The following is a 15033-nucleotide window of genomic DNA, read 5'->3' as shown; positions in this document are numbered from 1 at the left end:
AGCAAGATTGCGGAAAATCCCGCACCATCAGGACCTGACGCAAACCTGTCTGGGGTCCCTTGAGAGAGTCTAGTGCAGAGTCAGGCATATCGCTGCTGGACATCTGACTTCTGTACGTCGCCCCCAAGAATCCACTACCGGCGGCATTGCTCAGCGACCGAAGATGATTTCCTTGCCTTCGTGGTCGCGATCCCAGCCGCGCAACTGGTCGCGGATGTGCGCGATGCGCTGGCGGCCGAGCGCGTTGCGCTCTTCGTCGAGCACGTGACCATCCAGCAGCTCGGCCAGACGCTGCGCGGTTGGCAGCATCGCATCCCATGCATCGAGTGCCGGCAACGGGCCAGGCAGGGTCATGAAGAAGCTCACTCCAGGCGTGTGCAATGCATCCAGCCGGCCCAGGTCGAAATTGCCGGGCTTGAGCATGTTCGCCACACTGAAGATCGGGCCCAGTTCGCGCTTGCCATCGAGCAGGCGGTGATAAATGCCCATGTCGCCGAATTCGAGACCGGCCTTTTCGGCGGCTACCACCAGATCCGGGCCATTGAAGTGCCCTCCTTCGCGCGCCACCACGAACAGCGTGACGATGCGTTCGACCGGCAACTGACTCGGTCGGCGGCCGAGATCCGAGCGTGGTGGCACCTTCGGTGTGGTGGATGCCGGGGGAATCGTCGGTGCAGCAGCTGACGGCGTGGTTGCAGGAGCCACTTGTGGTGCTGGTTGTTCATCGGAGCTGGGCGCACGCAAGGCATCCACGATGGATGCGGCGTGGCCAGCCAGTGCGGGCCGTTCCGGTGTGGCCTGTTTTGGCGTCGTTCTATGGCGCTCGCCGGAAAGCGTGGCACCCAGCCGTTCCAGTTCCTCGCGCAGACCGACTTCCAGCTCACCCTGCTGGGGTTGCGGAGCATCCGCATGATGGCTGCCATGCCCTGATCGATCCAGCGCGCTGAAGACGGGATCATCGGCCAGACTTGGGCTGTCACCGAGTGTCGGTTCGCGCCGTTCGCCGGTGTGCTCAGTTGGAGAAGGACGACGCTTGCCCTGCTCCTTCCTCGGCTGACCGAACAGCCAGATCAGCGCCAGCACGATCAGGCCAACGATCAACAGCGGAATGCCGAGGGCGGCGTTCCAGGCGAAGGCGAGCACAGGTTGCAGCGTCATCATGGTGTCCTCAGGCAACTCCTGCCAGTTTAGCCGCTTCGGCCAGATCCACCTGCACCAATCGTGACACTCCCGGTTCCTTCATGGTCACGCCGCACAGCTGGGTAGCCGCTTCCATCGTGGCCTTGTTGTGGCTGATGAAGATGAATTGCACTTTTTCGCTCATCTCCCTGACCAGACTCGAGAAGCGCCCGACGTTCGCTTCGTCCAGTGGTGCATCGACCTCGTCCAGCAGACAGAACGGTGCAGGATTGAGGCCAAAGATGGCAAACACCAGCGAGACCGCCGTGAGCGCCTTCTCGCCGCCGGAAAGCAGCGTGATATTCGAGATGCGCTTGCCCGGCGGACGCGCCATGATCGACACACCGGTATTGAGCAGGTCGTCCCCGGTCAGTTCCAGGTAGGCATGACCGCCACCGAACAGGCGCGGGAACAGTTCCTGCACGCCGGCATTGACCTTGTCGAAGGTTTCCTTGAAGCGCTGGCGAGTCTCGCGGTCGATCTTCTTGATCGCGCCTTCCAGCGTTTCCATCGCGCTGACCAGATCGGCGAGCTGGTTATCGAGGTAGGTCTTGCGCTCGCTCTGCTCGGCGTGTTCCTGGATCGCGGCAAGGTTGACCGGTTCCAGCCGCACGATCTTCTGACCGAGGTCGGTGAGCTGCTGGCGCCACTGGTTGGCGTCGATGTCCTCGGCCAGTTCGGCCAGCAGGGTTTCCAGTTCCAGGCCGGAGACGGTGATCGCCTGGGCCAGTTGCTCGGCACGCAGATGCAGCGCCTGCGCGGCGAGGCGTTTCTCGGACAGGCTTTCGCGCAGGGTGGACAGGCCCTGCTCCGCCAGATGGCGTTGCTGTTCCAGCTTGCGGAAGGTGATATCGCAGTCTTCCAGCGCGCGACGCGCCTCCACCAGCTGCTTGTCGACCAGCAGGCGCTGATCCAGATAGGTCTGGCGCTCGGATTCCAGTTCCGCAATCGGATCGGAGCCGGCGGCGAGCTGCTCGGCGATTTCGCTGCGACGCGATTCGATCTGGCGCAACTGGGCATCCATGCGACCCAGCGCCTGCTCCAGTGAGGCCAGCGACGAACGTTTGGATTCAAGGGCAAGTGCCAGCGAGTGCGACTGATCTGCTGCCTCGCGTGCATTCATGCGCGCTTCCTCGCGTGCTTCCAGCAAGGCGCGGCGCTCGTTTTCCAGCTCGCGGCGCTGGTCTTCCAGGTCGCCCATCAGGCCAACCGACTCATCCAGCCGTGCGCGCGCTTCACGGGTCTGACCCTGCAGTTCATCGATCTGGGCAGCCAGATCGTTCAACTCGCCGGTGACTTTCTCGGCACGGGCGCGGGCGGTTTCCAGCTTGCCACGATGGCTCTGCAGCTGGCCGGCCAGCTCGGACTGGCGACGGTGCGCGGTGTACAGCTCGCGCTGCGCGTCGTCGCGGGCACGCTCGGCTTCGAACTTGCTGGTACGCAAGGTATCCAGGCGTTCGCTGGCTTCCTCCAGTTGCGCTTCCAGGGTGGTGATCTGCTCGGCCAGCAGGCGGATCTCGCGCTCGCGTGCCAGCACGCCGACCTGGCTGCCCTGCGCCCGACGCACGCGCGCCCAGCCCGGACCCAGCCACTCGCCGTTGCGCGTGATCACCGACTGATATGGCGCCAGTGCGGACAGCGAAGCCACCCGCTGATGTGAATCGTCGAGCGATTCGGCCGTCAGCACATGGCCGAGGATCGCCAGCGCCGCGGCAGGCCCACGCACATGCGCCGCCAGCGTGCCGGCGGTGTTGGCACCGCCATCGGCGGCATCGAGCAGCGCGACGTCGGCGTTCTCAAGCGCATGGAATTCGGTGGCCAAGGCATGCGAGCCGTCGACCAGCACACTGTCGATGAAGCCGCTCAACGCGGTTTCCACCGCGGTTTCCCAGCCGGCCTCGACCTGCAGGGATTCACCAAGGCGACGCAATTTGTTCAGCCCGAGTCGGGCCAGCCAGCCACTGGCAGCGCTTTCTTCCTGGCCAAGCGCAGCATGTTGCAACGCTTCCAGTGAGGCATGCCGGCCACGGGCGGCCTGCAATTGCTGGCGCGCCTCGTTCAGTGACGACTGCACCTGGCGTTCCTCGTCCTGCACTTTCTCGTGGCTGGACTTGTGCTGGTCGAGCAGGCTGCCGAGGGTCTCGACGCGTTCGCGCTGTGTATCGTGCTCGTTGTGCAGCTGCTCGCCAGCAACGTCCAGCGCGGCCACGTCGGTGGCCTTCTGTTCTGCTTCCAGCGCCTCGCGGCGCCTGGACAGGTCGATACCCTGGCGATCCAGATAGTTGAGTTTGGTGCGCTCCACCTCGGCCGCGCGGTTGGATTCGCCGGCATTGCGGGTGTGGCTGTCCCAGCGCTGCTGCCAGTCGGCCAGTTTGGCCTCGGTGCTGCGCTGCGCCTCGGCGGTGTCGTCCTGCATCTGCTGCAGGGCTTCGAGCTTTGGCTCACCCTCGGCCAGCGCCATGCGCAGGGTTTCGATCTGCTCGCGATCGGTGGCGATGTGCGCGGCCAGCTCACCGTGCTCGCGCTCGGCGTCGCCATGAGCACGCTGCAACCGATCGGCATTCTCGCGGTTGTGTCGCACCTGCTGCTCGACGCGGGCGATTTCGGCACCGACCTTGTAGACGTCGGCCTGCACCGCATTCAGATGTTCACTGGCATCGGTGTGGCGCTCACGCACGTTTTCCAGCTGCGCCTCGATCTCGCGCTGGCCAGCCAGCTGTTTTTCGATCTCGATTTCGGCAGCGGACAGTCCTGCGCCTTCGCCGTCGTGCTGGCTTTTCAGGCCACGGTATTCCAGTGCACGCAGCTCGGCTTCCTTGCGCGTCTGCTCTTCCTTCAGCGCCTTCCAGCGCTCGGCGGCACGCGCCTGGCGGTTGAGGTGTTCGAGCTGCTTGTCGACCTCGTCGCGCACGTCACGCACACGGTCGAGGTTCTCGCGGGTGGCCTTGATACGGCTCTCGGTTTCCTTGCGGCGCTCCTTGTATTTGGAAATGCCGGCGGCCTCTTCCAGGTGCGTGCGCAGTTCTTCCGGATGCGCCTCGATGATCTGGCTGATCATGCCCTGCTCGATGATCGAGTAGCTGCGCGGGCCCAGGCCTGTGCCGAGGAACAGGTCGGTGATGTCGCGGCGACGGCAACGCGCGCCATTGAGGAAGTAGGCGGACTGGCCATCGCGAGTGACCTGGCGCTTCACCGAGATCTCGGCGTACTGGCCGTACTCGCCCTGGATCGAGCCGTCGGCGTTGTCGAAGATCAGTTCGACCGTGGCCTGCCCCACGGGCTTGCGTGAATTGGAGCCGGAGAAGATCACGTCGGTCAGCGAATCGCCGCGCAGGCGGCTGGCCGCGCTCTCGCCCATCACCCAGCGGATCGCATCGATGATGTTGGATTTGCCGCAGCCGTTCGGACCGACCACGCCGATCATGTTGCTCGGCAGATGGAGGGTGGTCGGGTCCACGAAGGACTTGAAACCGGCGAGTTTGATCGTGCTCAGGCGCATGCGGTCATCAATAGGTCAGTCAGGTAATGCCCGCTGGTCGGGCGACAGGGCACTGTGCCAAACGCGGGGCGGCGCTGCAATGCGATGCAATATGAAGTTTCACTTCAATAGTGAATCATATCTATATGTTATTTATTGTTATTTATCTTGAATAGCATCGATCGACAATGCATGGATGCCGTTATCCATCAGCCCGTCGAGCGCCACATAGACCATTCGATGCCGCTCGATCGGCAGCTGGCCGGCAAACGCGGCACTGACGATGCGCACGTGGTAGTGGCCCTTGCCCGCGTTTGCATGGCCAGCGTGCTTGTGACCTTCGTCGAAGATTTCCAGTTCGACGGGAAGCAGCGCCTCGGAAAGCCGACGGCGTATCTCCTCGACCATGGCTGCACTCACGGCAGCGTCTTGCGAAATGGCTTGACCGTCACACGGGCGTAGACGCCGGCAACCACGTAGGGGTCAGCTCCTGCCCAGGCTTCCGCCTCGGCCTGCGAGGGGAATTCGGCGATGATCAGGCTGCCGGTGAAGCCCGCCGGGCCAGGGTTCTCCGATTCGATTGCCGGGAAGGGGCCGGCCAGCAGCATGCGCCCTTCGTCCTGCAGGGCGTTGAGGCGATCGAGATGCGCTGGGCGTGCGGCCAGGCGCTGCTCCAGTGAGCCGGGAAAATCTTCCGCGATGATCGCGTACCACATGATGAACAGACTCGCGCAGCAGGTAGAATCCGTGGATTCTAGATGAAATCGCACCGCCACAAGCCCATCGGCTGACCTTGCATGAAGGAATCGCTTGAACATGACCGATGATCGGCACGATCGGCTGAACGAGTGCGAATCATTGCGCGGCATCGCCATCACCCTGGTTTTCTTCTTCCACTTCCTCGGCTCGCTACGCGGTTATGCGCCCGATCCAAACGCCCATTTCGCCACGGCCCTGCTGTTCGGCGGCAGCACCGGCGTGGATCTGTTTTTCGTCCTGAGTGGTTTTCTGCTGTCGCTGCCGTTTTTTCGCGGCAGCCCGCTTGTGCTCGGGCAGTTCTTCGGCAATCGCGCGCTGCGCATCCTGCCCATGTACTACCTGGTGGTGTTGGCTGGCGCGGCCTGGAGCGGAGACTGGCATGCAGCGCTGCATGCGGCCATGTTCCGGGGCATCGGTCTTGCCACGCTGCCCCCGTTCGGCATCGTCTGGTGGAGCCTTGTAGTCGAAGTCCAGTTCTACCTGGCACTGCCTGTCCTGGTCTGGCTGGCCCGCCAGCGATGGGGGCGCATGGTGCTTGTGGCTGCACTGGCATGCCTGTGCTTCTGCTATCTGAGAATCGCCTCGCCGACCGCAACCGGGTTCTGGGCCGCCCAGCGCGACTCCCTGCTGGGCCGTTGGCCACAGTTTGCCGTGGGTATCGCCGCGGCGTGGCTGCACCACCGTCATGGCGCCACGTTGCGTGGCATGAACGGGAAGAAGCGCCTCTGGCTGGGCACACTCGCTGCGCTTGGCGCGCTGGTGCTGCTCGATGAGGTCACGCTCCGTGGTCTGCGCCTGTTTGGCGTATTGCAGTTCGTGTACTGGTACAAGCATTACCTGTACCTGTCGATCCTGTGGGCGGTATTCCTGATCGCGGTGATCGATCTGCAGCCGGTTTTCCGCAAGCTGGTAGTCAATCCGCTGCTGCACCGAATCGGCCTGTGGTCGTATTCGATCTATCTATGGCATGCCGCGTTCATCATTGTGGTCGTGCTGCGACTGGACATCCAGCCGTCCGATGCGCGGCTGGCCGAGTATCTGCCCAACTTCATGCTGTTCATCTACATGGCCGGCGCCACTTTGCTGGTTTCTGTGACGACCTATCACCTGGTCGAAAAGCCGTTCCTGCGGCTCAAGCGCAACAGGTTCCTGCTGATCGGCCAGGTACGCGAGGACGCGATGTGACGTACAACGTACTGCCGTGCTGAAGCGCGTCGCCACACCGGTACGCATCGCACAGCCGTAGATGCGTGGTGATGGTGGTTCCGGAATGGTCGTTCAGGCCTCGGGACGCATGTACGGAAACAGCAGCACGTCGCGGATCGACGCCGAGTCGGTCAGCAGCATCACCAGCCGGTCGATGCCGATGCCGAGACCGCCGGTGGGCGGCAGGCCCACTTCCAGCGCGCGGATGTAGTCGGCATCGAAGTGCATCGCCTCGTCGTCACCGGCATCCTTGGCATCGACCTGGGCCTGGAAACGTGCGGCCTGGTCTTCCGGGTCGTTCAGCTCGGAGAAGCCATTGGCGATCTCCTTGCCGTTGACGAACAGCTCGAAGCGGTCGGTGATGCCCTTGTCGGTATCGCTCTCGCGCGCCAGCGGCGATACCTCGACCGGATGCTGAGTGATGAAGGTCGGCTGGACCAGGGTGTGTTCGACCGTCTTCTCGAAGATTTCCAGCAACAGCTTGCCCCAGCCGTAGCCCGGCTTGACCTGCGCACCGAGCCGCTTGGCGTGCGTCGCCATTGCTTCACGGTCGCGCAATTCTTCGCGGCGGATCTCCGGATTCAGCTCCAGCACCGCGTCTTCCATGCTCCAGCGACGGAACGCCGGGCCGACATCGATATCGGCGCCGTCCCAATGCAGTTGGGTACTACCGATCACCGCCTTCGCCGTATCGCGAATCACGCCCTCGGTGAGATCCATGATCTCGGTGTAGGTGGCGTAGGCTTGGTACAGCTCCAGCATGGTGAATTCGGGGTTGTGCCGGGTCGACACGCCCTCGTTGCGGAAGTTGCGGTTGATCTCGTAGACGCGGTCGAAGCCGCCGACGACGAGGCGCTTGAGATAAAGCTCGGGCGCCACGCGCAGGTACAGATCGAGATCGAGCGCGTTGTGATGGGTGATGAACGGCTTGGCCGTGGCGCCGCCGGGGATGATGTGCATCATCGGCGTTTCCACTTCCATGAAGCGGCGGCTCGGCGCTTCCAGCCACTGGCGCATGAAGCCGATGATCTTCGAGCGCTGCATGAAGGTGCGGCGCGCTTCCTCGGTGACGATCAGATCGACGTAGCGCTGGCGATAGCGCTGCTCCACATCGGCCAGACCATGGAACTTGTCCGGCAGCGGACGCAGGCTCTTGGTCAGCAGGCGCAGGCCATCGACGCGCACCGACAACTCGCCGGTCTTGGTGCGCATCAGCACGCCTTCGGCGCCCACGATGTCGCCCACGTCCCAGCTCTTGAACGCCTCGTAGATTTCGCCCAGCGTGCCCTGATGGATGAACAGCTGGATGCGCCCGCTGAAATCCTGCAACTGCACGAAGCTGACCTTGCCCTGCACGCGCTTGAGCACGATGCGGCCAGCCATCTTCACGCGACGTGCCGCCGCATCGATCACTTCGGCTGTCTGCACGTCCTTGTCGGCGAACTCGGCCTGCAGATCACCGGCAAAGCTGTCGACCTTGAAGTCGTTCGGGAACGCGATGCCCTGCCCGCGAAGCGCATTCAATTTCTCGCGACGCTCGGCGATCAGCTTGTTTTCGTCGATGGGTGGGGTGTCGGACGCTTCACTCATGGGGATTCCGTTACAGCCGACGCTCGTGCCGAGCAGCGGACGTTTCTCAGTTTAGGGTTGGATTGCAAACAACACGGGGTCTTGGGAGCGATACCGTCCATCAATCGTCTTTGTGAAACACGTGCTTGACCGCATGCCTGGTCGCATTCCAGCCGTCGCGTGCGCCATGGCCGACTGCGATACCGGCCTTCTTCGCACCGTGCCCGATACCGAGGCCAGCCTCCTTCCCATCATGACCAACCGCGACGGCGACATGCTTGGTCGCGTGGCCGATGTCGCGGGCGCCGTTGCCGATGCCATGGCCGACGGTCTTGGCATCCTGCTTGACGCCCTGGCCGGATGAGCTCTGCTGCGCGCAAGCCGCGCCGCTGAACGCCACAAGTACGGTGAATGCGACAAGGATTCTGCAGACCTTCTTGCTGTTCATGCCGTGGCTCCTTGCAGGTGATCGGACCGATTCAACAGATCAGTGCTCACGCATCGATGCGCTTGGCACCCGCTTCGAGGCCGGACTTCAGACTGGCTTCGATGAACTCGTCCAGGTCACCGTCCAGTACCTTCTGCGTATCGGTGCGTTCGATGCCGGTGCGCAGATCCTTGATGCGACTCTGGTCAAGCACATAGTTGCGGATCTGGCTGCCCCAGCCGATGTCGGACTTGGTCGCTTCCAGTGCATCGCGCTCTACGTTGCGCTTCTGCACTTCCAGCTCATACAGCTTGGCGGCCAGCATCTTCATTGCCGTATCGCGGTTCTGGTGCTGGCTGCGGCCGGTCTGGCAGGCCACCACGGTATTGGTGGGGATATGCGTGATACGCACCGCCGATTCGGTCTTGTTGACGTGCTGGCCACCGGCACCGGACGAGCGGTACACATCGGTGCGCAGGTCGGCCGGATTGATCTCGATGTCGATGTCGTCATCGACTTCCGGCGACACGAACACCGAGGTGAAGCTTGTGTGCCGGCGGTTGTCCGAATCGAACGGGCTCTTGCGCACGAGCCGGTGCACGCCGATCTCGGTCTTCAGCCAGCCGTAGGCGTAATCTCCTTCGACACGGAACGTGGCGGATTTGATACCGGCCACGTCGCCGCCGCTGACCTCCATCAACTCGGTCTTCCAGCCGCGCGACTCGCACCAGCGCAGATACATGCGCAGCAGCATCTCGGCCCAGTCCTGCGCCTCGGTGCCGCCGGCGCCAGCCTGGATGTCGACGAACGCATTGGTGGAATCCATCTTGCCGGAGAACATGCGCTGGAATTCCAGCTTGCTCACCTGCGCCTCGAGCTTGGCCAGGTCGCTGACTACCGAATTGATGGTGTCTTCGTCACCATCAGCGACAGCCATCTCCAGCAGTTCGCCGGCATCGGTGAGTCCGGAGGTCAGCGTGTCGATGCCATTGACGATGGTGTGCAGGCGGGCACGTTCACGGCCCAGTTCCTGCGCGCGCGCGGGATCGTCCCAGACGTTCGGGTTTTCCAGCTCGCGGCTTACTTCTTCCAGACGTTCGCTTTTTGTAGCGTAGTCAAAGATACCCCCTAAGCGACTCGACGCGGCCACGGAGGTCGGCGATCTGCGCAAGGATGGGATTGGTCTCGATCATGTCGATATCAGTGTTGGATGCAAGCTGTCTAGGATAGCAGACAGCCCTTCCCCCGGCCCACTGTGCAGGTCTCGTGGCCACGGCTGTGGTGGCCTTTTCGCTGCTTTCCGCGATTCAGCCCACGGCATGGCTATGTACTCCCTGTACCGAACGCCCTGACGGATCGGCCGCATTGGCAAACGCCGGATCCCACGCCAATGCCGCCGGTGACGAACAGGCAATCGACTTGCCACCCGGCACAGTGACCGCGCAGGCTTCGCCCGGGAAATGCCGTTCGAAGATGCGCCGATAGAAGTACGCCTCTTTCGTCGCGGGCGTGTTGAACGGGTAACGCGCCGTGGCCGCGGCGAATTCGCGATCGCTGACGGTCTGCTCTGCATGCGCCTTCAAGCCGTCAATCCAGCCGTAGCCGACACCATCGCTGAACTGTTCCTTCTGGCGCCACAAGATCGAATCCGGCAGCGCTCCTGCAAAGGCTTCGCGCAGGACTGCCTTCTCGATACGTCCCTGCCCGGCCATCTTGTGCTGCGCGTCCATGCCCATTGCCACATCGATGAACTCCAGATCGAGGAACGGCACGCGCGCCTCCACGCCCCAGGCCATCATCGCCTTGTTCGCGCGCAGGCAGTCGTAACTGTGCAGCGCATCGAGCTTGCGCACGGTTTCCTCGTGAAATGCCTCGGCGGACGGTGCCTTGTGGAAGTACAGGTAGCCGCCGAACAACTCGTCCGAGCCTTCGCCCGACAGCACCATCTTCACGCCCATCGCCTTGATCCGGCGGGCCAGCAGGTACATCGGCGTGGCCGCACGGATGGTGGTGACGTCATAGGTTTCAATGTGCCGGATGACTTCGGGCAGCGCATCCAGTCCCTCCCAGAACGTGTAGACGAAGCCGTGATGCACCGTACCCAGCGCCTCGGCGGCGATCTGCGCAGCAGCCAGATCCGGCGAGCCGTCCAGCCCGATCGCGAACGAATGCAGTCGTGGCCACCATGCCTCGGTGCGATCGCCCTCTTCGATGCGATGACGGGCGAACTGCGCGGCACACGCGGCAACCAGCGAGGAATCCAGCCCACCGGAAAGCAGTACGCCGTAAGGGACGTCCGTCATCAGCTGGCGATGCACAGCTTGCTCGAACGCCTGGCGCAAGACCGGCGCGGCGACAGCGTGACCTTGCGTATGCGCATAGTCACGCCATGGCTTGTGATAGTAGCGGCGCAATTCGCTGTCGGTGCTGTCATACACATGGCCGGGCGGAAACGGTGCCACGTCCGCACATACGCCGACCAGCGCCTTCATTTCCGAGGCCACGCACAAACGGCCCTGCGTATCGTGCCCCCAGTACAACGGGCAAACCCCGATCGGATCGCGGGCGATCACGTAGCGCTGAGCTGCACCGTCCCACAAGGCAAATGCGAAGATGCCGTTGAGCTTGCCCACAAGATCAACGAGGGAATCGTCTACAGCCAGTGCGCGATACAACGCATTGATCACCTCGCAGTCCGAGCCGGTAGTGAAGTCATAGGTGCTGGCTGTGCGGAGCTCCTGGTGGTTGTAGATCTCGCCGTTCACTGCCAGCGCCAGTGCGCCGTCGCGCGAACGCAGCGGTTGCGCACCGCTGGCCGGATCGACGATAGCCAGCCGCTCGTGCACCAGGATCACCCCGGCGTCGACGAACACCCCGCTCCAATCCGGGCCGCGATGACGCTGCCGCTGCGACAGCTCCAGCGCTTGCCGGCGCAAGGCGGCGAGGTCGTCGCCCGGCTGCAGATCGAACATTCCGAAGATCGCACACATGCTTGCTGTCCTTTTGGTTGGTAGCGGCTCAGTTGAAAAGTCCGACCACGGATGGTCGGTTTTGCATTTCGCGAACGGATTCGCATGAAGCAAAACGAAGAAGGCCCGCACTGGGCGGGCCTTCTTCGCGTGAGTTTCGGAAACTTGAAGCTACGCGTCGGCCCGCCAGAAGCTGGCGTTATTGTTCGCGCGATTATTGTTGTTGCCGGCCAGCACAAGACTCCGCGCGGAAGGCGCAGTGGCGGTCTTGAGGCTGGCGATCATCGAATACATGGGCCGACTAGAGCAGATTGGACGGCCATACGCAAGCATCCCGAATGGATAGTCCATCAAGTCGATGGCTCGGTAATCCACTGCGTTGCCTCATCCAGTTCGTTCAGACGGAACAGGCGGATCTCGGCCGGAATCATGAAGCTCATCGCGGCCGTGGCCGTGCGCAGCCATGGCACGTCGCTCACCAGCGCCACGCGATCCCAGCCACTGAAGTGGCGCATGCCCATCTTGACGTCGTCCCACATCGCACCTGGGTCGAAACCGGTGAAATCCTCGGCGGTGACATACAGCACGCGCAGCTTGCGGTTGAGCGCGAATGCCGCCTCGACATCCGGCACGATGATGTTCTCGTAATCGGCGGCCGTGACCTGGCTGTGGGCGCGAAAACCCAGCGTGCCGGCCGGCAATCCCTCGATCTGTGCAATCACCAGCGTTCTCCATCGACGGGGTGGACGCCAGCTTGATCTGGATAGCGTTAAAAGCACGCGAGCGGAGCCAGACTTGCAGGATCAGACCGGCTCGATATGCCGCAACAGCAGGCGTGGCGTCTCGCGGCCCTGCCAGTCATTGATGATCAACTCGTAGGCAGCACGCAGCTGCCGTGGCGGCGGCTGGCCGTGATACGCGTTGAACATCACCGCATCGTGCAGCGCGCCATCGCGCGGGTCGCGCAGTTGCAAACGCAGGTGCCGTTCGCCCATCACTTTCCAGCTGACGCATTCGAACAGGTTGTCGAACAGCGGCTCGGGGAACGCCTGTCCCCACGGGCCGGCATGGCGCAGTTGCCGGGCCAGCGCCAGCGAAGCGGCACCGGGTGGCAATTCGCCGTCGGTATACAGCACTGGCTGCAAACGTTCGGCGTCGATCAGTTCGCGCGCGATCGCGTCGAATACCGCAGCGAAACGTGGATAGTCGCAAGTCTTGAGACTCAGTCCGGCCGCCATGGCGTGGCCACCGAAACGCTCGATCAGCCCAGGCTGGCGTGCGTCGATCACAGCCAGTGCATCGCGGATATGGAAACCGGCGATGGAGCGCGCCGAGCCGCGCAAATTGTCAGTGTCATCCTCGCTGGCCGGCGCGAACGCGATCACTGGACGATGCAGGCGATCCTTCAGCTTCGAGGCAACCAGACCGACGACACCGGCATGCCAGCTCGGTTCGTACAGCGCCACGCCGATCGCGTCGATGTCGGTCATGCCTGCCACCATTTGCTCAGCCTCGGCCACCATCGATGCCTGCAGGTCACGGCGCTCCAGGTTGATCGCGCCGAGCTGTTCGGCGTAACGGCGAGCCTGCGCCACGTCGTCGGTCAGCAGGCATTCGACGCCCAGGCGCATGTCCTCCAGCCGCCCTGCTGCGTTCAGGCGCGGTCCGACGACAAAGCCGAGATCGCTGGAACACAAGGTCGCCAGACTGCGCTTGCCGGACTCGACCAGCGCACTGATGCCGGCGCAGGCGCGACCGCTGCGGATACGCTGAAGGCCAGCCTCGACCAGTATGCGATTGTTGAAATCCAGCGGCACCAGGTCGGCCACCGTACCCAGTGCGACCAGGTCGAGCAGCACCGACAGATCGGGTTTGGCGCCATCGAAGGCGCCCTGCTGATCCATCCGCGCACGCAGGGCCAGCAGCAGATAGAACATCACGCCCACGCCAGCCAGCATCTTGCTCGGGAACGGATCGCCGACCAGGTTGGGATTGACCATTGCATCGCATGCCGGCAACTGCTCGCCGGGCAAGTGATGGTCGGTGACGATGACGCGGATACCGCGTGCCTTGGCCGCTGCCACGCCAGCCACACTGGCCACGCCGTTGTCGACGGTGACGATCAGCTGTGGCGTCGGCTGCAGCGATTCGACCAGCGCAGGACTCAGCCCATAGCCGTGCACGAAACGGTTGGGTATGGCATAGCTCACCCGCTTCGCACCAAGCAGTCGCAAGCCGCGCACAGCCACCGCGGTGCCGCTGGCACCGTCGCAGTCGTAGTCGCCAGCGATCAGGATGGTCCAGTCATCACGAATTGCCTCGGCCAGCAGCTCGACGGCCTGCGCCATGCCGCCCAACAGCTGCGGCGACAGCATCCGGGCCAACCGATGTTCAACCTGGCTGGGATCCAGTACGCCGCGGGCGGCGTAGATCTGCTGCAATACAGGATGCACGCTGTCCGGCCAGCCGCTGGCCACGCCCTTGCTCTCGCGTCGGCGCAACTGCAGCGTGCTCAACGCCCGGCTCCGCGCCAGATGCGCCAGCGATGCCACGGCTTGTGCTGCCAGCGTTCGGCGCTGGCGAAATGTAGGACGCTTGACTGGCGACCGAGCAGTAGCCGCAACGCTGGCCACCAATCCGCGGCGATCTCGCTCGCCGGCAGATCCTGCAGGTCGATCAGCCAGCCCGCAGTGGCAGCGGCAACCGTTTCTGGCGTGCGTGCCTGCTGCGCCATATCGGCACGTCTGGCCAGGGCGCACAGCAGCAAGTCGTTGCTGATCACCCCGTGCAGAGAGCTTTTCAGCGGGCCTGGCAGGCTGCCGCCGCCCCACAGCCACAGGCTGTTGACCGGTGCCAGACCTTGCTCACGCCGCTGCGTGTTCAAAGGATGCTGGTGCAGCAGCACCTGGATCTCGTTGAGCAGCACGCGCCAGCGCCGCCCTTCCGCACCCGACGGCAAATGCTGCGAAAGGTCTTCGCCTAGCGCCTGCTCGGGCGCCGCGAAGCTGGGCAGTGCGGTGTTGGCAGGCAACTTCAGATGCCAGCGATCCGGCGTGGAAATTTCCAGCTGCAGGCCGGCTTCGTCAAATACCGGTTTCAGCGGTTCGGCCAGGGCCTGCGCATCATCCATGCTCAGCTGCAACTGGCCGCAGGCCAGCAGCCGCACGCCATTCATGTCGGGCTGTACCCAGGCAGGGTCGGCCGATAACCAGGTCGCGTCAGCCGCGTCGCCGGCGAGAAACTCGCGGGTGATTGCCGCCGCCGGCAAACTGGCATCGATGCCATGGAAATAGTCGCCGAGGCCGTCCAGATAACCGGCATGGCCACCGCTCAACCGGTCAGCACGCGCCAGCCACCGGCGCAACGGATGATCCGGCTCGAAATGCGCCAGCGCCGGCAGCCACAGTTGCAATGATTGCTCCGGCCTTGCGCTCACGCGGACATCC

At 63.4% G+C, this 15033-nt stretch carries 12 protein-coding genes; 1 reads left to right on the top strand and 11 read right to left on the bottom strand.

Annotated elements, in window-relative coordinates; genetic code table 11:
- Nucleotides 1-150: 150 nt before the first annotated feature.
- The 4 genes from zipA to B0E51_RS06365 all read right to left on the bottom strand — a co-directional run bounded on the left by zipA (nucleotide 151) and on the right by B0E51_RS06365 (nucleotide 5373).
- Nucleotides 151-1158 (bottom strand): cell division protein ZipA, encoded by a 1008-nt coding sequence (gene zipA, locus B0E51_RS06380; protein ID WP_077444057.1) that lies wholly within the window; start codon nucleotides 1156-1158, stop codon nucleotides 151-153.
- Between the two features lie 10 nt (nucleotides 1159-1168).
- Entirely contained in the window at nucleotides 1169-4678 is a 3510-nt protein-coding gene (gene smc, locus B0E51_RS06375) for a chromosome segregation protein SMC (RefSeq protein ID WP_077444055.1), read from the bottom strand.
- Between the two features lie 138 nt (nucleotides 4679-4816).
- Nucleotides 4817-5065 (bottom strand): BolA family protein, encoded by a 249-nt coding sequence (locus tag B0E51_RS06370; RefSeq protein ID WP_174570610.1) that lies wholly within the window; start codon nucleotides 5063-5065, stop codon nucleotides 4817-4819.
- Nucleotides 5066-5073: 8 nt separating this feature from the next.
- Complete coding sequence (locus tag B0E51_RS06365) at nucleotides 5074-5373, bottom strand: YciI family protein (protein WP_077444051.1); 300 nt, start codon at nucleotides 5371-5373, stop codon at nucleotides 5074-5076.
- A gap of 100 nt (nucleotides 5374-5473) precedes the next feature.
- Here B0E51_RS06365 and B0E51_RS06360 point away from each other — a divergent pair, with 100 nt between their 5' ends.
- Complete coding sequence (locus B0E51_RS06360) at nucleotides 5474-6601, top strand: acyltransferase (protein ID WP_077444049.1); 1128 nt, start codon at nucleotides 5474-5476, stop codon at nucleotides 6599-6601.
- A 93-nt stretch (nucleotides 6602-6694) separates the two neighbouring features.
- Here the strand turns inward: B0E51_RS06360 and lysS are convergent, their stop codons facing one another.
- The 7 genes from lysS to B0E51_RS06325 form a co-directional block, all read right to left on the bottom strand.
- The gene (gene lysS, locus B0E51_RS06355) at nucleotides 6695-8212 is read right to left on the bottom strand and encodes a lysine--tRNA ligase (RefSeq protein WP_077444047.1); all 1518 of its coding nucleotides are present in this window, start codon (nucleotides 8210-8212) and stop codon (nucleotides 6695-6697) included.
- A 100-nt stretch (nucleotides 8213-8312) separates the two neighbouring features.
- Complete coding sequence (locus B0E51_RS06350; RefSeq protein ID WP_077444045.1) at nucleotides 8313-8639, bottom strand: hypothetical protein; 327 nt, start codon at nucleotides 8637-8639, stop codon at nucleotides 8313-8315.
- 46 nt (nucleotides 8640-8685) lie between these two features.
- Nucleotides 8686-9811, bottom strand: a protein-coding gene (prfB, locus tag B0E51_RS06345) for a peptide chain release factor 2 (protein ID WP_143525811.1) whose coding sequence is annotated in 2 segments (ribosomal slippage) — nucleotides 8686-9735 and nucleotides 9737-9811 — 1125 coding nt in all. Because the reading frame shifts where the segments join, the coding sequence is not laid out codon by codon here.
- Between the two features lie 114 nt (nucleotides 9812-9925).
- Nucleotides 9926-11608, bottom strand: coding sequence for an asparagine synthase B (asnB, locus tag B0E51_RS06340; protein ID WP_077444043.1), 1683 nt, complete (start codon nucleotides 11606-11608; stop codon nucleotides 9926-9928).
- A 329-nt stretch (nucleotides 11609-11937) separates the two neighbouring features.
- Nucleotides 11938-12309 carry an STAS/SEC14 domain-containing protein gene (locus B0E51_RS06335; RefSeq protein WP_077444041.1) on the bottom strand — a complete coding sequence of 124 codons (372 nt, stop codon included), beginning with the start codon at nucleotides 12307-12309 and terminating at the stop codon, nucleotides 11938-11940.
- An 81-nt stretch (nucleotides 12310-12390) separates the two neighbouring features.
- Nucleotides 12391-14103: a single-stranded-DNA-specific exonuclease RecJ gene (gene recJ / locus B0E51_RS06330; protein ID WP_143525810.1), complete on the bottom strand. Its 1713-nt coding sequence runs from the start codon at nucleotides 14101-14103 to the stop codon at nucleotides 12391-12393.
- Nucleotides 14100-15023 (bottom strand): phosphoglycerate mutase, encoded by a 924-nt coding sequence (locus B0E51_RS06325; RefSeq protein ID WP_077444037.1) that lies wholly within the window; start codon nucleotides 15021-15023, stop codon nucleotides 14100-14102. The genes recJ and B0E51_RS06325 overlap by 4 nt, the downstream gene beginning before the upstream one ends.
- Nucleotides 15024-15033 lie beyond the last annotated feature (10 nt).

Origin of the sequence: Rhodanobacter sp. C05, assembly GCF_002001165.1 — a bacterium.
In the GTDB taxonomy this organism is placed as follows: domain Bacteria; phylum Pseudomonadota; class Gammaproteobacteria; order Xanthomonadales; family Rhodanobacteraceae; genus Rhodanobacter.
This window is presented reverse-complemented; position numbering and strand designations above follow the sequence as displayed.